Below are 21,162 nucleotides of genomic sequence, written 5' to 3'. Positions count from 1 at the left end.
GGTGCTCCGATGGCTTATCTCCAGTTGCCCACGCATTGCCTGCATTACCGTCTCGACGGCACCGAAGGCCGCCCCTGGCTGACCTTCTGCAATTCCCTGGGCACCGACCTGCACATGTGGGACGCGCAGATCGCCGCGTTTGCGCCGTATTACCGCATCCTGCGCTATGACCGCCGCGGCCATGGCGATTCGGACACGCCGCCCGGCCCGTACCGCGTTGCCGACCTGGGCCAGGACGTGCTGGCGCTGTGGGATGCGTTGCAGATCGCGCAGAGCGACTTCTGCGGCCTGTCGATCGGCGGACTCACCGGGCAATGGCTGGGCCTGCATGCGCCGCAGCGCCTGCGCCGGCTGGTGGTGTGCGCCACCGCGCAGAAGATCGGCAGCAGTCAGAGCTGGAACGCGCGGATCGAACAGGTGCGCAGCGAAGGCCTGCCGGGGCTGGTCGATGCCACCTTGCAGCGCTGGTTCACACCGCCGTTTGCCACCCGCCATGCGCAGCGCCTGGACATGATCGTGGCCGCCTTCGTGTCGACCTCGCCGCAGGGCTATATCGCCTGTTGCCAGGCGGTGGCCGACGCCGACTTCCGCGGCGCGCTCGACACCCTGGAACTGCCACTGCTCGCACTGGCCGGCGACGACGACCCGGTCTGTCCGCCGGCCGATCTGCGCGAGATCGCCTATGCCGCCCCACGCGGCCACTACGCGCAGGTGCCCGGCCGGCATATCTGCAACCTCGAATCGCCGGCCGCCTTCAACGACAGCGTGCTGGGCTTTCTGCAGGCCGACCACGTGTGACCCTCGCACGCCCAGCCCGGCAGTTGCCCCACGCGCGAAGCCGGCACCCCGATCCGGCAGGTGCGACGCTCGGCATTCCCGGTCGTAGCTTGCATCTGTGCCCAGCTGACCCATGGCAACCGCACCAGGTCGGCAACGTCGACGGCCACCACGCCACCTGACACGTCAGCATCTACCTGCCGCCGCTGCGGATCTGCAGCGACCATTCCCGAATCCCGAATCCCGAATCCCGAATCCCCATTCCCCATTCCCCATTCCCCATTCCCACGCAGGAGAACTCCGATGCACGAAGACGAGCGTTACCAGGCAGGTCTGCGCGAGCGCCGACGCGTCCTGGGCGATGCGCATGTCGAGCGCTCGCTGGCCGCACGCACCGCGTTCACCGACGAGTTCCAGGCGCTGATCACCCGCTATGCCTGGGGCACCATCTGGACCCGCGATGGCCTGCCCGCACACACCCGTTCGCTGCTGACCCTGGCGATGATGGTCGCGCTGGGCCACGACGAGGAATTCAAGCTGCACGTGCGCGCCGCGCGCAACAACGGCGTCACCCCCGAGCAGATCAAGGAAGTGTTGCTGCAGGCCGCGGTCTATTGCGGCGTGCCGGCCGCCAACCATGCCTTTGCGCTGGCCAAGCCCATCCTCGAGGAGCAGGCGGGCGACGCAGGGCCGGCAAGCGAAGGCTGACAACCACGGCGACGCGCGAGTGCAGCAGGCACGCGTCGCTGGCGCGCCAGGCGGCGATGCACCGCGATCGGTTCGGATAGCGTGCCGCTGCTAGGCCAGCAGCGCAGGTGGCGGCAAGGATGCAGACGCAATGCATCTGGTTGCGTGCTGGCGGCGCCGTGAGCACACCGGCCGGTGATGACATCGCCCATCGACGACGGGATGATGGACATGCGGCGACGGACAACCGCTTCCGGTCGCACAGGACATTCCCCACGAGGTTGCCGATGCTGCTGCGTACCGTTTGCTTGCTCTTGCTGCTGCTCGCCGCCTCCGGGCTGCAGGCACGACCGCATCCCGGGCCCGGGACCCGCCTGGCGCAGGTGCGCACCGACGATGGCCAGACGCTGGCGGTGTGGTCGCGCGTGCCGGCGCAGCCGCGCGGCACGATCCTGCTGGTGCATGGGCGCACCTGGAGTGCGTTGCCCAATTTCGACCTGCAGGTTCCCGACGAACCGCGCGATGCGCGCTCGGTGCTGGCGGCATTGGCGCAGGCCGGCTATGCCGCCTACGCGGTGGACCTGCGCGGCTATGGCGGCAGTGCGCGCGATCCCAGCGGCTGGAACACGCCCGCGCGCGCAGTGGCCGATGTCAGTGCGGTGCTGGCCTGGGTGGCCCGTCAGCACCCGCAGCTGCCGGCGCCGGCGTTGCTCGGTTATTCCAATGGCGCGCGGGTGGCGCTGCTGATCGGCCAGCAACACCCGCAGGCAGTGTCGGCGCTGGTGCTGTACGGCTTCCCGGACGATGTCGACGCAGCCCCCGACGCCACCCCGGCGCCTGCGCAGCCAGTGCGTGCGCGCACCACGGCCGCGGCGGCCGGCGAGGATTTCATCACCGCCAACGCCGCCCCGCCCGGCGTGCGTGCGGCCTATGTGGCGCAGGCGGTGTCGGCCGACCCGGTGCGCACCGACTGGCGCGCCATGGAGCAGTTCGCCTTCCAGCCGGAGCAGGTGACCACGCTGCCGGTCTTGCTGCTGCGTGGCGTCGACGATCCCATCGCGACCCAGTCCGACAACGCGCACCTGTACGCACGTCTGCGCAGCCAAGACCGCAGCTGGGTCACGCTGCCGCACGCCGATCACGTGGCACATGTCGAGGACACCCACGCCGCCTGGGTGGATGCGGTGGTGAGTTTCCTGCGCCGGCCACGCTGAGCGCGCCGGCAGCCCGCTAGCTCAACAACGCGCCCAGCCGCTGCGCGGCCTGCTTCAACGGCTCCAGCAGCGTCTGCATCGTCTGCAGGCTCACGCGCCCGGCCTGGGCGCCGATATTGAGCGCGGCGATCACCTCGCCGCGCAGGTTGCGCACCGGTACCGCGATCGAGCGCAGGCCGATTTCCAGTTCCTGGTCGGTCAGGCACATGCCTTCGCGGCGCGTACGTGCCAGCACCTCCAGCAATGCCGATGCCTGGGTCACGGTGCGGTCGGTGCGCGGGCGCAGCGTGGTGCGCTCCAGGTACGCCTGCAAGGTGTCGCCGGGCAGGGCGGCCAACAGGACGCGGCCCATCGAGGTGCAATAGGCCGGCAGGCGTGTGCCCGGGCGCAGCCCGATCGACATGATGCGCACCGTCTCTGCGCGTGCCACGTACAGCAGGTCGTCGCCGTCCAGCACGCCCAGCGAGCAGGATTCGTGCAACTGGTCGCGCAGCCCGTCCAGCACCGGCTGCGCCGCCGCCGTCATCGACGAAGACGCCGCATAGGCGCCGCCGATCCCCAGCACGCGTGGCAGCAGCACGTAGCCGCGGCCCTGCTCGCCGACATAGCCCAGCCTGGCCAGGGTGTGCAGCACCCGCCGCACCGCCGCGCGCGAGATGCCGGTCTCCAGGCTGATCTGCGACATCGTCACCTCGCGCGCGTGCTGGGCGAACACGCTCAGCACCACCAGCCCGCGGCCCAGCGAGGTCATGAAGTCCGGGTCGCCCTGGGCCGCGGCGATCTGCTGCATCAACTCGTGTGGCAGGCCGCGTTCGCTACCGCCGGTGGCCACGGCGGTGGGGCGTTTGCGTCGGCTGGAGGCGGGCTCGGGCATCGGATCGCGGGTTGGAGGGGTCCATGCATGGTAAGCGCTCACGCCGATGCATGCGCCCGGTCGCAGCTTGTGCCCGGACATGTAAGCGCTTCACCCTGGTTGCCGCATAATCGTTGCTGGTTTGTTTCGGATCGGTCCCCTTAGTCCATGAAAACCCCCAAGGGCCTGCAACCGCTGATCGACGACGGCATCATCGACGAAGTGTTGCGACCACTGAAGAGCGGCAAGGAAGCATCCGTCTACGTGGTCAGCACAGGCGCCGACATCCTGTGCGCCAAGGTCTACAAGGACATGGCGCAACGCAGCTTCCAGGCGCGCGTGCAGTACCAGGAAGGCCGCAAGGTGCGTGGCAGCCGCCAGGCGCGCGCGATGGGCAAGGCCACCAAGTTCGGCCGGCGCGAAGCCGAGACCGCGTGGAAGAACACCGAAGCCGAGGTGCTCTATCAGCTGATGGATGCCAGCGTGCACGTGCCCAGGCCGCGCGGCTATTTCCATGGCGTGCTGCTGATGGACCTGGTCACCGACGAGGCCGGCCACAGCGCACCGCGGCTGGGCGAGGTAGACCTGGAACCGGAACAGGCGCGCAGCTTCCATGCCAGCCTGATCGGCGACGTGGTCAAGATGCTGTCGCTGGGCCTGGTGCACGGCGATCTGTCCGAATACAACGTGCTGGTCTCGCCCGAGGGCCCGGTGTTGATCGACTTCCCGCAGGTGGTCAGCGCCGCCGGCAACAACGCCGCCCGCGACATGCTGCTGCGCGATGTGCACAACCTGCGCGATTGCCTCGGCCGCTTCGCCCCGGAGCTGCTGGAAACCCATTACGGCGAAGAGATGTGGGCGCTGTTCGAAAAGGGTGAGTTGCGCCCGGACAGCGTGCTGACCGGACGCTTCAAGTTCGACACCCGCCGGGCCGACGTGCGTGCCATCCGCGCCTCGATCGAAGACGCGCGCCAGGAAAACCTCATCCGTCAGCAGGGCCGCGAGGCCGCTGCCGAGGACGACGACTAGACTGCCGCTGCCCTGGCGCGCGCGTCGGCGCGACAGCGGCGGCACAGCGACAGCGCTGCCGGCATGCAGCGCGCAGGGAGATCGCACAAGTGCGCGCCGGTGCAGGCGCGTAGATGCGTTGCAGTGCAGCAAAAAACCGGCGACGCCCGATCGCGGCGACCATTTGCTGGCCACCGCCACTGCGGCTGCATGCGTCGGCAGTACCGGATCTTGCGGCGCTGCGGCGCATAGTCGGCAACGCCATTGAAATGATTGATGACGGTCGATGGTGATTGATCATAAGTATCTGGCAGGCTCAGCCATCGTCTCCTGGAGAGTCCGTCATGTCGTTTGATCCCGATGTCGTGCGCCTGTTTGCCCAGCTTCAACACGCCGCTCAACCACCGATGGAAACCCTGCCAATCGAGGGTGCTCGCGCAATGATGCGTGCACTCGGCGTGCAGATGGGTTTTCCACGTGTGGAGATGGCCGAGGTGCGCGATCTGCAGGCCGATACCGCAGCCGGCCCGGTGCGCCTGCGCCTGTATCGCCCGCCAGGGCTAGCCGGCGGCCCCGCACCGACCTGCCTGTTCGTGCACGGCGGCGGCGGTGTGGTGGGCGACCTGGACTCCCATGACGATGTCTGCCGGCAACTGGCGGCGCGTGCCGGCTGCCAGCTGCTGGCGGTCGACTATCGCCTGGCGCCGGAACATCCCGCGCCGGCGGGTGTGGAGGACGTGCTGGCGACCCTGCACTGGCTGGTTGCCCAGCCCGATGCGGTCGGTGCCGATGCACAGCGCCTGGCAGTGGCTGGCGACAGTATCGGCGGGGCCATGGCCGCGGTCGCGGCGCTGGCCGCGCGCGACGCCGGGATCGCGTTGCGCTGCCAGGTGCTGGTATATCCGCTGACCGATGCGCGCGAGGACAACGGGCAGTATCCGTCGCGATCGCACAATGCCGGCCTGCCGCCACTGACCACCGAGGCGGTGCGCTTCTTCAATCGGCATCTGTTGCCCGATCCCGCCATTGCACAGGACTGGCGTGTCTCGCCGATGCTGGTGCCGGAGGTGGCCGGCGTTGCGCCCGCACTGGTCATCGTGGGCGACCGCGACATGCTCTACGACGAAGGACGCGGCTATGCCGAACGTCTGCGCGCAGCCGGCGTGGAAGTCACCCTGCACAGCTTTCCCGGCATGATCCACGGCTTCATCAATATGGGCGGGGTCCTGCGCGCCGCCGACGAAACGCTGGAGATGGCGGCACTGCTACTGCGCCAGCGCTTGCTGCCTGCCGTCGAGTGCAGGGCGGCGTAAGGCATGCATGCGGCAGGCGTGCATGCGCGCGCTGCCGCGGCACTGCAGCCACTCGCGCATGCAGGTCACCGGCGTCGGGAAGCCCCGTCCGAGCCGGTGGTTGCGCAATCCTTGCGGCCGCCCATCACGCTTCAGAAATTGAAGCGGAATGTGGTCATCAGCACATGGTTTTCGCGGTCCACCGTGCTGGTATTGACGAACTGGTTCAGATAGCCGACATCGACATTGGCAACGTCGTTGAACTTCCAGTTGATGCCGACGAAGACGCGGTTCTGGTCCAGGCCGCGTCGCGCACCCCATTCGGTCTGGTCGAGATTGACGAACAGTTCGTTGAACGCCACCCACGACAGTTGTGCAGACAACGCACTGGGCCGGACCGCTCTGATCATCTGGCGCACCCGATACCCTTCGTCGCTGAATCCTTCGCGGTGACGCTGCTCCAGGCGGGTGCGGCTGGTGATGGTGATGTTGGCAATCGGATCGAACTGATATTGAAACTGGCCCCACCAGCGATTTTCGCGGTTGGAGGATTGCCCGGCCGGGTGGCTGATGATGGTGTCGTAACCCATCCAGACACTGGCCTTGGGAGTGAACCGGTAAAACACCGCGGGGCGCAGGATCAACTGGTCGAACTGCTCGCCCTCTTCGCGCCAGCGCGGATGCACGTCCATGCTCCAGTACAGGTTCTCGACCGGCAGCTTGCCCTGGGCATACACGCTCAGCCAGTAACGCCCGTCTTCCTCGGTCTGCGCGGCCGCTTGCGAGGTGCCGCCCAGCATCAGCAGCAGGGCGGGGCAGGCGATTCGGTAGGTTGCCGACAGCAGCGCGCGCAGTGGGTTCATGGTCAGGACGTCGTCAGTGGTGCCGGAGCATACCAACTCGGTCGCGACCTCCATCAAGCTTCCCGGCATCGCCCGTGCGATACCGGCGCATTGCTTCGCATGCGGCGACATGGAGTCGCGCCATGACATCGGTTGACAAGCATCCACGCATTTTCAGCGTGTAAAGCGATGGGGCGATCAGGCCGCCGACATCAACGTGTCAGCGCATCGGCGGGCACTCACGCCACCTGGCTGCGGCGCGCCCGTTCCAGATGCACCAGCAGCAGCGAGATCGCCGCTGGTGTCATGCCGGGAATGCGTTGCGCCTGGCCGATGTTCTGCGGGCGCACGCGTTCGAGTTTCTGCTGCACTTCGATCGACAAGCCACGCACGCCGGCATAATCGAATCCTTCCGGAATCGGCGTGGTTTCGTGGCGTTGCTGGCGCGCGATGTCGTCGCGTTGGCGATCCAGGTAGCCGGCGTACTTGACGCTGATCTCCACCTGCTCGGCCACCTGCGCATCGTCCACGCCCGGCCCCAGGGTCGGCACGCGCATCAGCGTGGCGTAGTTGAGTTCGGGGCGCTTGATCAGGTCCAGCACGTTGGTTTCGCGGCTCACTGCCACGCCCAGGGTCTGGGCCACTTCGCGGCCCAGCGCATTGCCCGGGGTCGCCCACAGCAGCGACAGGCGCGCGCTTTCGCGCTGCACCGCCTCCTGCTTGGCCGCAAACCGCGCCCAGCGCGCATCGTCGACCAGGCCCATGGCACGGCCGACGCCGGTCAGGCGCGCATCGGCATTGTCCTCGCGCAGCTGCAGCCGGTATTCGGCGCGGCTGGTGAACATGCGATACGGCTCGGTGGTGCCGTGGGTGATCAGATCGTCCACCAGTACGCCCAGGTAGGCCTCGTCGCGGCGCGGCGACCACGCCGGTAATCCCTGTACATGGCGCGCGGCATTGAGGCCGGCGAGCAGGCCCTGGGCGGCGGCCTCCTCGTAGCCGGTGGTGCCGTTGATCTGGCCGGCGAAGAACAACCCGCCCACTGCCTTGGTTTCCAGCGAGGCCTTGAGCCCGCGCGGGTCGAAGAAGTCGTATTCGATCGCATAGCCGGGGCGGGTGATGTGCGCCTGCGCAAACCCGTGGATCGAGCGCACCAGCGCCAGCTGCACGTCGAACGGCAGCGAGGTGGAGATGCCGTTGGGATAGATCTCGGCCACGTCCAGGCCTTCGGGCTCGACGAAGATCTGGTGGCTGGTCTTCTCGGCAAAGCGCACCACCTTGTCTTCGATCGACGGGCAGTAACGCGGGCCGATGCCTTCGATCTGCCCCGAATACAGCGGCGAGCGATGCAGCGCGCTGCGGATGATGTCGTGGGTCTGCTCGGTGGTCTGGGTGATCCAGCAGCTGACCTGGCGCGGGTGATCGCCGAGCTGGCCCATGAACGACATCACCGGCAGGGGATCGTCGCCGGGTTGTTCGGCCATCACGCCGTAGTCGAGCGTGCGCCCGTCGATGCGCGGCGGGGTGCCGGTCTTGAGCCGGTCGATCGCAAACGGCCGCTCGCGCAGACGCGCGGCCAGCGTGGTGGCCGGCGGGTCGCCCATGCGCCCGGCCGCGTACTGGGTTTCGCCGACATGGATCTTGCCGGCCAGGAAGGTGCCGGCGGTCAGCACCACTGCCGGCGCTTCGAAACGCAGCCCGGTCTGGGTGACCACGCCGCGCACGCTGTCGGCTTCGGCGGCGCCGTGGTGGATGATCAGATCGTCCACCGCTGCCTGGAACACGGTCAGGTTGGACTGCGTCTCGACGATGCGGCGGATCGCATTGCGGTAGAGGTTGCGGTCGGCCTGGCAGCGGGTTGCGCGCACCGCCGGCCCCTTGGAGGCATTGAGGGTGCGCCACTGGATGCCGGCCTGATCCGCCGCGCGTGCCATCGCCCCGCCCAGCGCGTCGATCTCCTTGACCAGATGGCCCTTGCCGATCCCGCCGATGGCCGGGTTGCAGCTCATCGCGCCCACCGTCTCGATGTTGTGGGTCAGCAGCAAGGTGCGGGCACCGGCGCGCGCGGACGCCAGCGCCGCCTCGGTGCCGGCATGGCCGCCGCCGATCACGATGACGTCGTAGCGATAGAAGGAGTCGGACATGAGCGTGGACCAGGAGCAGAAGAAGGTTGGCGGCCGCGAAAGTATCGGCTGAAGGGCGGTTGAGGTCACGAAACCAGTAGAAGTGTGACTTACATCACATTATCGAATGCTGACCCTCAAGTTGGCATGTTCCGTGCGGATATCCCTACTGCACCCGTCGTGGCATTGCGACATGGGCGCAAGGCTGGAATTGGAACAGGGGCCAGCCACGCGTGCGACGGGGTCGCGTAAGGGTCGGTAGTCGGGGGACTGCCGACCCTTATTTTTTTTCCGGAATCCATGCCGGCCGCAAGCCCGCCTTCCGGGTTGGGATGCCCACAGGTACGGCAGAGCGGAAGACAAAAACATAAAGCCCCGGCATGCCGGGGCTTTATGCATTGGAGGCGCCGATATCCGACAGGGCCGGAACAGGGGGGATCCAGATTTCCCTGTCGGACATCGACATAAGTCGGTCAGTGAAGCGAGTCAGGTCAAAAAATGACGTGGCGGGTCACACAGAGCACCTAGCTTGCGACCAAGTGCCGGCTGAACGCAAGCCCCCAACATCATCATTTGTGGGCCACGTCGCAGTCAGCCACTCAGGGAATCTGCTGGCGTGTGTTGCGGGGTGCGGTCTGCCGTTGAATCTCACGGATCACCCGCGGTGGTGCACCGATGCGTGGCGGCGGCCGCGACGGCGGCGCACCGGTCGCCGGGGGGCGGTTGGGTTGCTGCGGGCGCGGCCCGTTGGGGCGGGGGCCGTTCGGACGCGGGCCGTAGAACGAGCCATTCGGACGCGGCGGCCGGTACTGCGGGCGTCGATCGTTCTGGCGGTAGTAATAGCCGCCACCGCCGCGGTAGACCGGATACACCGGGTAGTCGTACAGCCCGATCGACCCGGCACCATAGGGGTAGCCGTACGGGCTGCCGTAGGAATACGGTGAGTACCCCGGCGGGTAGCGGTACTGCACCGCGGGCGCGCCGCGGTAATAGCCGCCCGACCCAGCGCCGGTGTAGTCGTACGTTGCGCAGCCGCCCAGGGCCAACAGCCCGGCGGCGAAGATCAGACGGAATTTCATCGATGGTGCCCTCCTGCAACCATGGTGTCACTTTCGAGCCGATGCTTTGAATCGGTCCTTAACTGTGCCGCAATGTGGCGCTTCTTCATCGATCCAGCATGCGCGGGCAGTGCGCCTGCAGCCGTGAAGGCGGGGACGATACGTTAATCTTGCAGGCATGATCGAGACGGTCCCTCCTGCCCATTCCGACGTCCTGCAAGCCGCTGCGCGCATCGCGCCGCAGTGCGCGCCGACACCGCTGCTGACCGCGCACAGCCTGGACGCCCTCTGCGGCGCGCAGCTGTTCTTCAAGGCCGAACACCTGCAGCGCAGCGGCGCATTCAAGTTCCGTGGTGCCTGCAACGCGGTGTGGTCATTGCCGGCCGGGCTTGCCGCACGCGGTGTGGTCACCCATTCGTCCGGCAATCACGGCGCCGCACTGGCGCTTGCCGCGCGCACGCGCGGGATCGGCTGCCATGTGGTGGTGCCCGAAGGCGCGGTGGCCGCCAAGCTGGCCAATATTTCCCGTCACGGCGCCACGCTGTGGCGTTGCGCGCCCACCATCGCGGCGCGTGAGCAGATGTGTGCCGAGGTCCAGGCCGGCAGCGGCGCGACGCTGGTGCATCCGTATACCGACCCGGCCGTGATCGCCGGGCAGGGCACCGCCGCGCTGGAGCTGCTGCGGCAGAGCGGCGGGCTGGACGTGCTGGTGGCACCGGTCGGAGGCGGCGGGCTGGCGGCAGGCACGGCGCTGGCGCTGCAAGCGGCGCCGGGCTGCAAGCTGGTGCTGGCCGAGCCGAGCGGGGCGGCCGATACCGCGCGCTCGCTGGCGGCTGGCGAGCGCCTGGTCGACTTCGTGCCCGACACGCTCTGCGACGGCCTGCGCGGCACCCTGGGCGCGCCGAATTTCGCGCTGTTGCAGGCCGCCGGCGCACAGGTGATCACCGTGGACGATGCGGCGGTGGTGCAGGCGATGCGGCTGATCTGGCAGGTCCTCAAACAGGTCGTGGAGCCGTCCTCGGCGATTGCGCTGGCGGCGGTGCTGGCCGACCCGGCACGCTTTGCCGGGCGGCGGGTCGGGCTGATCCTGTCCGGCGGCAATGTCGACCTGGACGCGCTGCCCTGGGCCGCGGCGTGAGCAGGCGCTCGCGTGGGATCGGTCTGTGGGGCTGGTGCTGGCGCCTGTGCATGCTGGCGCTGATCTGGCTGGTGGGCGTGGCCGGCTGGATCGTCTGGGTCGGCGATCGCGACCAGGCCGCGCCGGCCGACGTGATCATCGTGCTGGGTGCGGCCGCCTACGACGCGCGCCCCTCGCCGGTGTTCGAGGAGCGCATCCGGCATGCGCTGGACCTGTACACGCAGGGCTACGCGCCGCGGCTGCTGTTCACCGGCGGCTTCGGCAACGGCGCGCGCTTTGCCGAATCGCAGGTGGCGCGGCGCTATGCGCTACGCCACGGCGTCCCGCCGGAAGCGATCGTGATCGAGACGGTCTCGCGCACCACCCGGCAGAACCTGCAACAGGCGCGCGCGCTGATGGACCGTCACGGCATGCACCGGGCGATCATCGTCAGCGACCCCTTGCACATGGCGCGCGCGCTGCGGTTGAGCCAGGAGCTGGGGGTGGACGCGCTGGCCTCCTCCACGCCCAGCACGCGCTTTCGCAGCTTCCACACCAGCTGGCGCTTCCTGCTGCAGGAGGTCTATTACTTCCACCGCGATCTGGTGGTGCAGGGCGCCTGATGCCGGGTGTGCTGCATGGCAGGCGTGTCCAAGCGCAGCACGCGCTCTATGATGCGACTTTCCCAGCGGCAGGTGCGAGCATGAGCGAGCGCAATCGGCAACACGCCATCGGCCTGGTCCAGGCCTATTACGACGCCTTCAACCGCGGCGATTGGGATGCCATGCTGGCGTTCCTGGCCGACGATGTCGCGCACGACCTCAATCAGGGCCCGCGCGAGATCGGCCGGGCGGCATTTGCCGCCTTCCTGCAACGCATGAACGACAGCTACCGCGAGCAGCTGCGCGATGTCGTGGTCACCGCCAACGAGGATGGCACGCGGGTCGGTGCCGAGTACGTGGTGCACGGGGTCTACCACACCACCGACGAAGGCCTGCCGGAGGCCAACGGGCAGACCTACGTGCTGCCGGGCGGTGCATTCTTCACTGTGCACGACGGCAGGATCACCCGCGTCACCAACTACTACAACCTGCAGGAATGGATCGCGCAGGTGGCGCGCTGAGTGCATCGATCGGCGCGGGCCAGCCCTGCGTAGGAGCGCATCCGGGCGCGACCAGGCATTGCGGTAACGCCTCATCGCGCCCGGGTGCGCTCCTACGTGGTGGGTCCGGTGTTGTGGCATGACTCCGGCGTTGCGGCAGGGCGCGGTGCATACCCTGCCTGGACCGATCGGCATGGGCAGCCAGACCTGCGCAGGAGCGCACCCGGGCGCGATGGGCGTTACCGGTAACGCCCCATCGCGCGTAAGCGCGCTCCTGCGCGTGGTCCGGGTTACAGCAGCACGATCCCGACCACCACCAGGATGAAGATGCCCCACTTGAGCGTCTGGTACAGCGGGTTGTTGCGTTCCTTCAGCGCCTTGGCCTTCAGCCGCGCGGCATAGAAGTAGCGGAACACGCGGTTGATGCCGCCGGTCTTGTCGCCTTCCTGGTTGGGCGAGGCACCGGCCGAGAGCAGGCTGCGGCCGACGAAGCGGTTCACCGCCGCGGCCCAGCGCCAGCGCATTGGGCGCTCGATGTCGCAGAACAGGATGATGCGGTCCTGGTCGGTGTCGTTGCGCGCGTAGTGGATGTAGGTCTCGTCGAACATCGTCCATTCGCCATCGCGCCAGCTGTGGCGCTGCCCGTCGACGTCGATGAAGCAGCGGTCGTCGTTGGGCGTGGCCAGGCCCAGGTGCAGGCGCATGGACCCGGCGAACGGGTCGCGGTGCGGGCGCAGTTCGCTGCCCGGCGGCAACTCGGCGAACATCGCGGCCTTGACCGTGGGGATGGACTTCAGCAGCGCGGTGGTCTGCGGGCACAGCTCGGACGCCGACGGGTGCGCGGTGCCGTACCACTTCAGATAGAAGCGCTTCCAGCCGCGGCGGAAGAACGAGTTGAAGCCGATGTCGGTATAGCCGTCGGCGGCGCGGATCTTCTGCATCTGCTGCAGCGCCACCGCTTCATCGCGGATCAGCGGCCAGTTGGCGCGCAGCGGCGCCAGTTCCGGGAATTCCTTGCCGGGATCGATGAACGGTGTGGTCGGCACCCGCGAACACAGATACATCAGCGTGTTGATCGGCGCCATGAAGGTGGAATGGTCCAGCAGCTGCCGGCTGAGCCGGTGCCGCACGCGACCGCGGTAATGGATGTACAGCGCCGATGCGATGAACAGCGCGATGATGAGCCACTTCAACATTGGGAAGACCAATTGGGGGGCGGGGGCCGCAAACATCAGCGCGGCGATCAAAACGACAAACGGCCGGGCGGGCGCTGGCGGTGCTCGGAACTGCATGTATCACGCGTACACGGCGGTCCCTGCGCGCCGTCTGCAGCCACCTGGCGATCGCTTGCGACGTAGTGCGAGCCACGCTGGTTGAGGCATTGAACAAGGTGAGCCGCAACAGGAACCTGCGGCCGTTGACTGCTGAATTCTACCGGGTGTCGGGACCGAGCCTGACAGGTCGGCATTGGTGTGGTCGCAAAACTGTGTGTCTCGCCGGCAGCGGCTGCGGTGCTGCCGGCGATCTGCACCGCCGCTAGTCGATGCGGCGGCGGATCGGAATCGAGGCCACCGGCACGCTGGCGACGTCATGCCCCTGTTCGCGGATGGGCGCGCCCGGTGCCGGCGCCCAGGCATGGGCATAGATCACTTCCCAGGAGCTGGGCAAGGTGCCGTCCGGCCGCCGCAGGGGCTCGTAGGCGGCGCTGGCGGCGGCGAAGCGGCCGCGCCCGGTCAGGGTGGCGCGGCGATTGCTGAGCGCGTTGGTGGCGCCCATCGCGCGCAGCTCGCGCATCAGCGCGGGCAGGTCGCTGTAGGTCAGCGTGAACAGGTCGCGGTCCAGCACCGGGTCGCGGAAGCCGGACATCAGCAAGGCATCGCCGAACTGGGCGATCGGCGGGAAGCGGCTGACATGCGGGGCCGGGTCGGCCTGGGCGAAGGCCTCGCGCAATTCGATCAGCGTCTCCGGGCCGAAGGTGGAGCACAGCAACAAGCCGCCCGGCCGCAGCGCGCGGCGGAAACCGGCGAATACTGCCGGCAGGTCTTCCACCCACTGCAGGCACAGGTTGCTGAAGATCACATCCACGCTGCCGTCGGCCACCGGCAAGGCGCGCGCATCGGCGCAGACCTGCGCGAACGGCTTCCACCAGCCCGCCGCCTTGCGCGCCTGGCGCAGCATCGGCATGGCCTGGTCCAGCGCGATCACCTGCGCCTTGGGCCAGCGCTTCTTGATCGCGGCGCTGGCATGGCCGGGGCCGGCGCCGACATCCAGCACCACCTTGGGCACCTGGTCGCCCAGGTAGTCGAGCGATTCGAGCAGGCGCGCTTCGGCTTCGCGCTGTAGCGCGGCGGCGGCGGCATAGCTGCTGGCGGCACGCGCAAAGGCGCGCCGGACGTGGCGGGGGTCGAAAGTACTGTTCATGAGCGGCGCTATTGTCGCCTGTGGCCGGGGCGGAGGGAATCGATGTGTGGCGCGGACAGGCAATCGGCCCGGAGCAGTGCAAGCGGTCGGTCCGCCAGCGACAGCATGGCGACCGCAATGGACCGGCAAGGTGTCTCGACGCGCGCGTCGTGGCCGGAGGCAACCGGAACGTCCGCCGCAGTTGCCACAACCATCGGCCCGCAACGTCCGCCTAGGGCGCGTCGGCCACCGCATTGGCCACACCCATCGGCATGGCCGGCGCGTCCTAGAACGTGCCGGGATAGCTGCCGCCGTCGATCAGCAGGTTCTGCCCGGTGATGTAGCCGGCCTGCGCGCTGCACAGGAACGCGCAGGCCGCGCCGAATTCGTCCGGCTCGCCGAAGCGTGCGGCCGGAATACCCACACGCTTGCGCTCGGCAACCTCTTCGGCGCCGAGGCCTTGCTGTTGGGCGATCGCCGCGAAGTTGCCGCGCAGGCGGTCGGTGGCGAACTGGCCGGGCAATAGATTGTTGATGGTGACGTTGTCGGCGACCGTGCTGCGCGCCAGCCCGGCGACGAAGCCGGTAAGGCCGGCGCGCGCGCCATTGGACAGGCCCAGGATGTCGATCGGCGCCTTCACCGCACTGGAGGTGATGTTGACGATGCGGCCGAAGCGCCGTGCGCGCATCGCATCGACGCTGGCGCGGATCAACTCGATCGGCGCCAGCATGTTGGCATCCAGTGCGCGCAGCCAGTCGTCGCGTTCCCACTGGCGAAAATCGCCGGGCGGCGGGCCACCGGCGTTGTTGATGAGGATATCCACCTGCGGGCAGGCGGCGAGGGCATCGCTGCGTCCCTGGGGGGTGGCGATATCGGCCGCCACGCTGCGCACTTCGCCGGCGCCCGGCAGTGCGCGCAGCGCATCGGCGGACTGCTCCAGGGCATTGCGGCCGCGCGCGACGATCACCACGTTGACGCCTTCGCTGGCCAGCGCGCGTGCGCAGCCCAATCCCAGGCCCTTGCTGGCGGCGCATACCAATGCCCAGCGCCCGGCGATTCCCAGATCCATGCGTGTGTCCTCGATCAGCGATGGCGCATGATCGACGATCGGTTCACGGCACGGACGCAACGAAGCGTTGCAGCGCCTCGGCGACCTGGTCGGCGTGGCCAAGAAACGGTGCGTGGCCGCCACCGGCAATGGTCAATGCCTGGGCGTGCGGAGCCAGCGCCGCGGCGGCCTGCATGCCGGCCGCCGGCACCAGCCGGTCGCGCTGGCCGGCAATCCACAGGCTGGGGCGTGTCAGCTGCGGCAGCGCGCGGCGCAGGTCGGTGCGCTCCAGCAGGCCAAGACCTTGCTGCAACGCTGCGGCCGCCGGTTCGCCGCGCGCCACCAGCGTCTCGCGCAGGCTGCGCAACTCGGCGCGGGCATGCGCCGAGCCCAGTGTGTCCAGCGCCAGAAAGCGCTCCAGCGTGCCGCGATAATCGCGCGCCAGGTCCTGGCCGAATTGCACGAATACCTCGCGCTCGACCGCGTCGGGCCACTCGGGGCCACGCACGAAACGCGGCGTGGCCGCGATCATCGCCAGCCCGCGCACCTTCGGCTGGGTGGCTGCGGCATGCAGTGCGAACAGCCCGCCCAGCGACCAGCCGACCCACACCGCCGGCGGGGTGGCCGCGGCGATGCCGGCGACCACGTCCGGCAGCGCCAGCGGCGTGCTGTCCTCGCGGCTGAAACCGTGCCCGGGCAGGTCCACCAGATGCAGTTGATGGTGCGCGGCCAGGCGTTCCACCAGCGGCGCGAACACGCCGCCGTGCAACGCCCAACCATGCAGAAGAACCAGCGCAGGCCCGTGGCCGATGACATCGATATGCATGCGGGGATTGTCGCCGATTGGACAATCGGTGCGCAGATCCGTGCCGAGTCGGCGCATGGCGCTTGTACGTGGCGCGTTGACCCCGGGATTCGAAGCAGTTCCGTTGCGTGCGCACATGACCCTGATCGCGGCAGCGGCAACGCCAGTGCTCCATCAGGTGTCAGCTGGGTGTGGATTGCGCGCGCAGCGCTGCGGTTTCAGTCGAGCGATCCGTGCCACCCCGAGCACCGGCGGCGCTGCCCGGCTGCTGGGCAATCGTCTTGATCGTCGCCCTCAGGCCGACGCGCGCAGTGGCTGCCGACTGACCACATCGCGCGCCTGCACGATGGCCTCGATCAAGGCCTGCACCTGCTGCGGCGTATGCAGCGCGGACAGGGTCACACGCAGACGCGCCTTGCCTTCGGGCACGGTGGGCGGGCGAATCGCGCCGACCAGAAAGCCGGCCTGTTCCAGCGCGGCGGACATCGCCATCACTGTGGCTTCTTCGCCGCACAGCAAGGGCTGGATCGGCGTATCCGAGGCCATCAGTTCGAAGCCGTGCCGGCGTGCGCCATCGCGGAAGCTGCCGATCGACTCGACCAGCTTGGCACGCCGCCAATCGTCGCGACGCGCCAGGCGCACCGCCGCCAGGGTTGCAGCGACCTGCGCTGGCGGCAACGCGGTGGTGTAGATGTAGGGGCGCGCGGTTTCGGCCAGATGGCGCACCAACGCTTCATCGCCGACAACGACCGCGCCATAGCCGCCGAGCGCCTTGCCCAGGGTCACCAGCTGCAGCGGCACCTCGGCCACGCCCAGTCCGGCTTCGGCCACGCAGCCGCGCCCCTGCGGCCCGAGCACGCCCACGCCATGTGCGTCGTCGACATAGAACAGCGCCTGCTGCATGCGCGCCACCAGGCTCAACGCGCGCAGCGGGGCCACATCGCCATCCATGCTGAAGACGCCATCGCTGGCCAGCATCGCCGCGCCCTCGGGCGCTCCCTTGAGCTGACGCATCGCGCCTTCCACATCCAGGTGCGGATAGCGGCGCAGCCGGCAGCCGGCCAGGCGCGTGGCATCGAGCAGGCTGGCGTGGTTGAGCCGGTCCTGCACGCAGACATCGTCGTCCTCGCTGAGCAGGGCCTGCTGCACCGCCAGATTGGCGACAAAGCCGCTGCCGAACAGCAGGGCCGACGGATAACCCAGCCACTGCGCGATCTCGCGCTCCAGCGTTTCGTGCGCGGTGTGGTGGCCGCAGATCAGGTGCGAGGCGGTGGCGCCGGCGCCATCGCGCGCGGCGGCGTCCTGCAACGCAGCGACCACTTCGAACTGTTGCGACAGGCCCAGATAATCGTTGGAGCAGAAGCCGGTCAGCCAGCGGCCATCGATCTCCAGCCGCACGCCATCGCGCCGGCCCACCAGCCGCCGTACCCGCACCCGTTCCTGGGCCACACGCAAGGTGCGCAGCGACGAAATCCGTTCGTGCAGATCGGGGCGAGCCATGGGGGCGTTCAGCGGCAGAAAGGTGCGCTAGCGTAGCCTGCCGCGCCCGGCGCGCCCAGCCGGCACCGACGATCGGTGCCGGGTGCTCGCTTCGCGGTCAGGCAGCGTGCTCGCAGGCCGTGCTGCGGGTGATCTCCGCATGCACGGTGCCCGGGTGGTCATGGTCGGCGGCGTCGACGGTGATCTGCATCGGGCGCAGGCCCAGGCGCTGGAACAGGGCCTGGTCGCGCTCGGTGTCCGGGTTGCCGGTGGTCAGCAGTTTTTCGCCGTAGAAGATCGAGTTGGCACCGGCCAGGAAGCACAGCGCCTGCAGCTCGTCGCTCATTGTTTCGCGGCCGGCGGACAGGCGCACCATCGAATGCGGCATCGTGATGCGGGCCACGGCGATCATGCGCACGAATTCGAACGGATCCAGCTGCTGGGTGCCGTGCAACGGCGTGCCGGCAACCTGCACCAGCTGGTTGATCGGCACCGAGTCCGGATGCGCCGGCAGCGTGGCCAGCGCCAGCAGCAGGCCGATGCGGTGCTCGCGGGTTTCGCCCATGCCGACGATGCCGCCGCAGCAGGTCTTCAGGCCGACGTCGCGCACATGCTCCAGCGTGTTCAGGCGGTCCTGATACTGGCGGGTGTGGATGATCGAGTCGTAGTAATCCGGCGCGGTGTCCAGATTGTGATTGTAGTAATCCAGCCCCGCATCCTTGAGCGCGCGCGCCTGGCCGGCGTCGAGCATGCCGAGCGTGGCGCAGGTCTCCAGCCCCATCGCCTTGACCTCGCGGATCATCGCCGCGACCTTGGGGATGTCGCGCTCCTTGGGCGAGCGCCAGGCCGCGCCCATGCAGAAGCGCGAGGCGCCGGCGGCCTTGGCCTGGCGCGCCTTGGCGACGACCTCTTCGGTCTCCATCAGCTTCTGCGCGGTCACGCCGGTGTCGTAGCGCTGCGCCTGCGGACAGTACGCGCAGTCTTCCGGGCAGCCGCCGGTCTTGACTGACAGCAGCGTGGAAACCTGCACTTCCGCCGGATCGAAGTGTTCGCGATGCACGCTGGCGGCGCGGTGCAGCAGCTCCGGAAACGGCAGATCGAACAGCGCCTGCAGCTCGTTGCGATCCCAGTCATGGCGTACGACAACAGACATCGGGGTTTCCTGACAGTCAGCGGCTTGGAAGCCAGGCAGTCTGGTGAGCATGCGAGAGGCTGTCAACTTCGATGAGGTGCATTCGGTTTACAGCTGGCCGCGACGGGTGTTGCGGCTGCTGCTGCCGAACGTGTGCCTGGTATGCGCCGAGGCCGGCACTGCCGATGGCGATCTCTGCCCGTGGTGCCGCGCGGCCTTGCCCGATCACGGGCGCGCCTGCCTGTGCTGCGCAACGCCATTGTCCGCCTCCGATGAAGCGCTGCTGTGCGGGCAATGCCTGCAGCATCGGCCGCCGCTGCAGCACGTGCATGCGTGCTTCACCTATCGCTGGCCGGTGGATGGCCTGCTGCGGCGTTTCAAGTTTCGCCAGGATCTGGCCGCCGGGCGTCTGCTCAGCGAGTTGATGGTCAAGGCGTGTGCGGGCCTGCCGCGTCCGCAGGCACTGGTGCCGGTGAGTCTGCATCGGCAGCGCCTGCGCCAGCGCGGTTACGACCAGGCGCTGGAGCTGGCCAGACCGCTCGGGCGCGCGCTGCGGTTGCCCTGCCTGCCCTTGCTGCGCCGGGTCCGCGCGACCGCGCCGCAGTCGGAGCTGGATGCGGCCGAGCGCCAGCGCAACCTGCGCGGCGCCTTCGTCGCGCGTGGCGCGTTGCCGGCGCATGTGGCATTGGTGGATGACGTGATGACCACCGGTGCGACGCTGCATGCGGCGGCGCAGGCCTTGCGTCGGGCCGGCGTGCAGCGGGTGGATGCGTGGGTGTGTGCGCGGGTGCCGTGAGGCTGGTGGGCCGCGGGTTGTGAGCTGCACCATGGGCTTCGCCCGTACCCTCACCCCGACCCTCTCCGCTGGGAGAGGGGCTTAAGCCGAGGTGGTTTGCCCGTCTGCGGGTCAGCGCATTGCCAGGGCGGCGGCGATGCCGACGAAGATCGCCAGGCCCACCCAGTTGTTGTGCAGGAAGGCACGGAAGCAGGGGCCGCGTTCGCGGTGGCGGGCAAGCCGGAATTCGTAGGCCACCAGCAGCGCGGCCACGCCCAGCCCTGCCAGGTACGCGATGCCGAGACCGGCACGCAGGCCGACCAGTGCCAGTGCCGCAAACATCGACGCATACAGCAGGCCCTGCGCGAGCAGGTCGAACCTGCCGAACAGGATGGCGGTGGACTTGCTGCCCATGCGGATGTCATCCTCGCGGTCGACCATGGCGTACCAGGTGTCATAGGCCGTCGCCCACAGGATGTTGGCCGCGTACAGCAGCCAGGCCAGCCATGGCACGCTGCCCTGCACCGCGGCAAACGCCATCGGGATGCCCCAGCCGAAGGCCATGCCCAGATAGACCTGGGGCAGGTGGGTATGGCGTTTGAGATAGGGGTAGCTGGCGGCCAGGAACACGCCCGGCACGCTCAGCGCCACGGTCAGCCAGTTGAGCGTGAGCACCAGCGCGAACGCCACCAGCATCAGCACCACGAACACCCACAGCGCCTCGCGCCCGGACACCGCACCGGTGGCCAGCGGACGCGACTTGGTGCGCTCTACATGCGGGTCCAGCCAGCGGTCGGCGTAGTCGTTGATCACGCAGCCTGCCGAGCGGGTCAACCAGACCCCGGCGGTGAACACGAACAGCGTCCACAGCGGCGGCAGGCCATCGGCAGCCAGCCACAATGCCCACCAGGTGGGCCACAGCAACAACAGGCTGCCGATCGGACGATCGCCGCGGACCAGCTTCCAGTACTGCCCCAGTCGCTGCGGCCAGGTCAGCGCGGGCGCTGTCGGCAGCTGTTCAACACCATGCTTGCTCATGCTGCAAAGGGTAGCAGTGCGGCCTGGCCGCGGTCATGCGCTGGCCGGTGATCGCGCAGTGCATCGTCCGGGCTCCCAGGCGGCTGCCCGACGCCGCGCCAGGCCGGGCAGGAGTGGGCGCGGCATCCGGGCGAGCCCAGGTCGGCAACGCGGTGGTGCCCGGTCGTTCGGCAGGCCTGCGCTGCGGGGTCACGCGCACGGCGGCGGTTCTGGCATAATGCCCGACCAGGCGCTCGTAGCTCAGCCGGATAGAGTAGTGGCTTCCGAAGCCATTGGTCGGGGGTTCGAATCCCTCCGGGCGCACCAATTCACGTTCCAGGCTTGTCCCGGGATGCCAATAAACCCTCGAGAAATCGGGGGTTTATTGTTGCTGGTCCGCCGAAATCCGGGAAGGCCCATTGAAATGATTTCA

General features: G+C 68.4%; 20 protein-coding genes, 1 tRNA gene and 1 other RNA gene. 11 read left to right on the top strand and 11 right to left on the bottom strand.

Annotated features, from left to right (window positions below):
- Window positions 1-9: 9 nt before the first annotated feature.
- From pcaD to EO170_RS11780, 3 genes are all read left to right on the top strand, one after another.
- Window positions 10-798 (top strand): 3-oxoadipate enol-lactonase, encoded by a 789-nt coding sequence (gene pcaD, locus EO170_RS11795; RefSeq protein WP_126945081.1) that lies wholly within the window; start codon window positions 10-12, stop codon window positions 796-798.
- Between the two features lie 282 nt (window positions 799-1,080).
- Entirely contained in the window at window positions 1,081-1,485 is a 405-nt protein-coding gene (gene pcaC / locus EO170_RS11785; RefSeq protein ID WP_104583844.1) for a 4-carboxymuconolactone decarboxylase, read from the top strand.
- A gap of 266 nt (window positions 1,486-1,751) precedes the next feature.
- The gene (locus tag EO170_RS11780; RefSeq protein WP_164741014.1) at window positions 1,752-2,678 is read left to right on the top strand and encodes an alpha/beta fold hydrolase; all 927 of its coding nucleotides are present in this window, start codon (window positions 1,752-1,754) and stop codon (window positions 2,676-2,678) included.
- A 16-nt stretch (window positions 2,679-2,694) separates the two neighbouring features.
- Here the strand turns inward: EO170_RS11780 and EO170_RS11775 are convergent, their stop codons facing one another.
- Entirely contained in the window at window positions 2,695-3,552 is an 858-nt protein-coding gene (locus EO170_RS11775; protein ID WP_115675729.1) for an IclR family transcriptional regulator C-terminal domain-containing protein, read from the bottom strand.
- A gap of 147 nt (window positions 3,553-3,699) precedes the next feature.
- On the opposite strand from EO170_RS11775, the gene EO170_RS11770 reads away from it, so the two are divergent.
- Window positions 3,700-4,560: a PA4780 family RIO1-like protein kinase gene (locus tag EO170_RS11770; protein WP_115675730.1), complete on the top strand. Its 861-nt coding sequence runs from the start codon at window positions 3,700-3,702 to the stop codon at window positions 4,558-4,560.
- A 323-nt stretch (window positions 4,561-4,883) separates the two neighbouring features.
- The gene (locus tag EO170_RS11765) at window positions 4,884-5,852 is read left to right on the top strand and encodes an alpha/beta hydrolase (RefSeq protein ID WP_126945075.1); all 969 of its coding nucleotides are present in this window, start codon (window positions 4,884-4,886) and stop codon (window positions 5,850-5,852) included.
- A 131-nt stretch (window positions 5,853-5,983) separates the two neighbouring features.
- On the opposite strand, the gene EO170_RS11760 is transcribed toward EO170_RS11765, so the two are convergent.
- From EO170_RS11760 to EO170_RS11750, 3 genes are all read right to left on the bottom strand, one after another.
- Window positions 5,984-6,631, bottom strand: a complete 648-nt coding sequence (locus EO170_RS11760; RefSeq protein ID WP_164740191.1) for a DUF2490 domain-containing protein — start codon at window positions 6,629-6,631, stop codon at window positions 5,984-5,986.
- Window positions 6,632-6,912: 281 nt separating this feature from the next.
- On the bottom strand, window positions 6,913-8,817 hold the full coding sequence (mnmG, locus tag EO170_RS11755; RefSeq protein WP_126945071.1) for a tRNA uridine-5-carboxymethylaminomethyl(34) synthesis enzyme MnmG: 1,905 nt from the start codon (window positions 8,815-8,817) through the stop codon (window positions 6,913-6,915).
- Window positions 8,818-9,395: 578 nt separating this feature from the next.
- Window positions 9,396-9,875: a hypothetical protein gene (locus tag EO170_RS11750; RefSeq protein WP_047124571.1), complete on the bottom strand. Its 480-nt coding sequence runs from the start codon at window positions 9,873-9,875 to the stop codon at window positions 9,396-9,398.
- A 157-nt stretch (window positions 9,876-10,032) separates the two neighbouring features.
- Between EO170_RS11750 and EO170_RS11745 the strand changes: the two genes are divergently transcribed.
- The 3 genes from EO170_RS11745 (at window position 10,033) to EO170_RS11735 (ending at window position 12,094) form a co-directional block, all read left to right on the top strand.
- Entirely contained in the window at window positions 10,033-10,992 is a 960-nt protein-coding gene (locus tag EO170_RS11745; protein ID WP_104649102.1) for a pyridoxal-phosphate dependent enzyme, read from the top strand.
- Window positions 10,977-11,594: a YdcF family protein gene (locus EO170_RS11740; protein WP_104649188.1), complete on the top strand. Its 618-nt coding sequence runs from the start codon at window positions 10,977-10,979 to the stop codon at window positions 11,592-11,594. The genes EO170_RS11745 and EO170_RS11740 overlap by 16 nt, the downstream gene beginning before the upstream one ends.
- An 80-nt stretch (window positions 11,595-11,674) precedes the next feature.
- Entirely contained in the window at window positions 11,675-12,094 is a 420-nt protein-coding gene (locus tag EO170_RS11735) for a nuclear transport factor 2 family protein (protein WP_115675733.1), read from the top strand.
- 269 nt (window positions 12,095-12,363) lie between these two features.
- Here EO170_RS11735 and lpxO read toward each other — a convergent pair whose 3' ends face one another.
- A complete protein-coding gene (lpxO, locus tag EO170_RS11730; protein WP_016903250.1) occupies window positions 12,364-13,269 on the bottom strand; it encodes a lipid A hydroxylase LpxO in 906 nt (301 codons plus the stop codon).
- Window positions 13,270-13,363: 94 nt separating this feature from the next.
- On the opposite strand from lpxO, the gene EO170_RS11725 reads away from it, so the two are divergent.
- Window positions 13,364-13,439, top strand: a non-coding RNA gene (locus tag EO170_RS11725) — sX9 sRNA.
- Between the two features lie 170 nt (window positions 13,440-13,609).
- Here EO170_RS11725 and bioC read toward each other — a convergent pair.
- From bioC to bioB, 5 genes are all read right to left on the bottom strand, one after another.
- Window positions 13,610-14,494 carry a malonyl-ACP O-methyltransferase BioC gene (gene bioC / locus EO170_RS11720; protein ID WP_047124575.1) on the bottom strand — a complete coding sequence of 295 codons (885 nt, stop codon included), beginning with the start codon at window positions 14,492-14,494 and terminating at the stop codon, window positions 13,610-13,612.
- 265 nt (window positions 14,495-14,759) lie between these two features.
- On the bottom strand, window positions 14,760-15,542 hold the full coding sequence (locus tag EO170_RS11715) for an SDR family oxidoreductase (RefSeq protein ID WP_126945068.1): 783 nt from the start codon (window positions 15,540-15,542) through the stop codon (window positions 14,760-14,762).
- A 43-nt stretch (window positions 15,543-15,585) separates the two neighbouring features.
- Window positions 15,586-16,347 (bottom strand): pimeloyl-ACP methyl ester esterase BioH, encoded by a 762-nt coding sequence (bioH, locus tag EO170_RS11710; RefSeq protein WP_104585657.1) that lies wholly within the window; start codon window positions 16,345-16,347, stop codon window positions 15,586-15,588.
- Between the two features lie 273 nt (window positions 16,348-16,620).
- Window positions 16,621-17,826 carry an 8-amino-7-oxononanoate synthase gene (gene bioF, locus EO170_RS11705; protein ID WP_126945065.1) on the bottom strand — a complete coding sequence of 402 codons (1,206 nt, stop codon included), beginning with the start codon at window positions 17,824-17,826 and terminating at the stop codon, window positions 16,621-16,623.
- Window positions 17,827-17,923: 97 nt separating this feature from the next.
- Window positions 17,924-18,958, bottom strand: a complete 1,035-nt coding sequence (gene bioB / locus EO170_RS11700; RefSeq protein WP_126945062.1) for a biotin synthase BioB — start codon at window positions 18,956-18,958, stop codon at window positions 17,924-17,926.
- Window positions 18,959-19,007: 49 nt separating this feature from the next.
- On the opposite strand from bioB, the gene EO170_RS11695 reads away from it, so the two are divergent.
- Window positions 19,008-19,733: a ComF family protein gene (locus EO170_RS11695; protein ID WP_181901072.1), complete on the top strand. Its 726-nt coding sequence runs from the start codon at window positions 19,008-19,010 to the stop codon at window positions 19,731-19,733.
- A 111-nt stretch (window positions 19,734-19,844) separates the two neighbouring features.
- On the opposite strand, the gene ubiA is transcribed toward EO170_RS11695, so the two are convergent.
- Window positions 19,845-20,750 carry a 4-hydroxybenzoate octaprenyltransferase gene (gene ubiA, locus EO170_RS11690; RefSeq protein ID WP_104649108.1) on the bottom strand — a complete coding sequence of 302 codons (906 nt, stop codon included), beginning with the start codon at window positions 20,748-20,750 and terminating at the stop codon, window positions 19,845-19,847.
- 229 nt (window positions 20,751-20,979) lie between these two features.
- On the opposite strand from ubiA, the gene EO170_RS11685 reads away from it, so the two are divergent.
- A tRNA-Arg gene (locus EO170_RS11685) sits at window positions 20,980-21,056 on the top strand.
- Window positions 21,057-21,162: the final 106 nt, after the last annotated feature.

Source organism: Xanthomonas sp. BRIP62409, from assembly GCF_003992965.1.
GTDB classification, from domain to species: Bacteria; Pseudomonadota; Gammaproteobacteria; order Xanthomonadales; family Xanthomonadaceae; genus Xanthomonas; species Xanthomonas euroxanthea.
Note: the sequence above shows the minus strand (reverse complement) of the source record. Positions and strands in the feature narration are given on the sequence as shown.

What these genes read in the sequence shown, in the direction of transcription:
- pcaD (WP_126945081.1), top strand. Translation starts at nt 10, where the DNA reads ATGGCTTATCTCCAGTTGCCCACGCATTGCCTGCATTACCGTCTCGAC.
- pcaC (WP_104583844.1), top strand. Translation starts at nt 1,081, where the DNA reads ATGCACGAAGACGAGCGTTACCAGGCAGGTCTGCGCGAGCGCCGACGC.
- EO170_RS11780 (WP_164741014.1), top strand. Translation starts at nt 1,752, where the DNA reads ATGCTGCTGCGTACCGTTTGCTTGCTCTTGCTGCTGCTCGCCGCCTCC.
- EO170_RS11775 (WP_115675729.1), bottom strand. Translation starts at nt 3,552, where the DNA reads ATGCCCGAGCCCGCCTCCAGCCGACGCAAACGCCCCACCGCCGTGGCC.
- EO170_RS11770 (WP_115675730.1), top strand. Translation starts at nt 3,700, where the DNA reads ATGAAAACCCCCAAGGGCCTGCAACCGCTGATCGACGACGGCATCATC.
- EO170_RS11765 (WP_126945075.1), top strand. Translation starts at nt 4,884, where the DNA reads ATGTCGTTTGATCCCGATGTCGTGCGCCTGTTTGCCCAGCTTCAACAC.
- EO170_RS11760 (WP_164740191.1), bottom strand. Translation starts at nt 6,631, where the DNA reads ATGCTGGGCGGCACCTCGCAAGCGGCCGCGCAGACCGAGGAAGACGGG.
- mnmG (WP_126945071.1), bottom strand. Translation starts at nt 8,817, where the DNA reads ATGTCCGACTCCTTCTATCGCTACGACGTCATCGTGATCGGCGGCGGC.
- EO170_RS11750 (WP_047124571.1), bottom strand. Translation starts at nt 9,875, where the DNA reads ATGAAATTCCGTCTGATCTTCGCCGCCGGGCTGTTGGCCCTGGGCGGC.
- EO170_RS11745 (WP_104649102.1), top strand. Translation starts at nt 10,033, where the DNA reads ATGATCGAGACGGTCCCTCCTGCCCATTCCGACGTCCTGCAAGCCGCT.
- EO170_RS11735 (WP_115675733.1), top strand. Translation starts at nt 11,675, where the DNA reads ATGAGCGAGCGCAATCGGCAACACGCCATCGGCCTGGTCCAGGCCTAT.
- lpxO (WP_016903250.1), bottom strand. Translation starts at nt 13,269, where the DNA reads ATGTTGAAGTGGCTCATCATCGCGCTGTTCATCGCATCGGCGCTGTAC.
- bioC (WP_047124575.1), bottom strand. Translation starts at nt 14,494, where the DNA reads ATGAACAGTACTTTCGACCCCCGCCACGTCCGGCGCGCCTTTGCGCGT.
- EO170_RS11715 (WP_126945068.1), bottom strand. Translation starts at nt 15,542, where the DNA reads ATGGATCTGGGAATCGCCGGGCGCTGGGCATTGGTATGCGCCGCCAGC.
- bioH (WP_104585657.1), bottom strand. Translation starts at nt 16,347, where the DNA reads ATGCATATCGATGTCATCGGCCACGGGCCTGCGCTGGTTCTTCTGCAT.
- bioF (WP_126945065.1), bottom strand. Translation starts at nt 17,826, where the DNA reads ATGGCTCGCCCCGATCTGCACGAACGGATTTCGTCGCTGCGCACCTTG.
- bioB (WP_126945062.1), bottom strand. Translation starts at nt 18,958, where the DNA reads ATGTCTGTTGTCGTACGCCATGACTGGGATCGCAACGAGCTGCAGGCG.
- EO170_RS11695 (WP_181901072.1), top strand. Translation starts at nt 19,008, where the DNA reads ATGCGAGAGGCTGTCAACTTCGATGAGGTGCATTCGGTTTACAGCTGG.
- ubiA (WP_104649108.1), bottom strand. Translation starts at nt 20,750, where the DNA reads ATGAGCAAGCATGGTGTTGAACAGCTGCCGACAGCGCCCGCGCTGACC.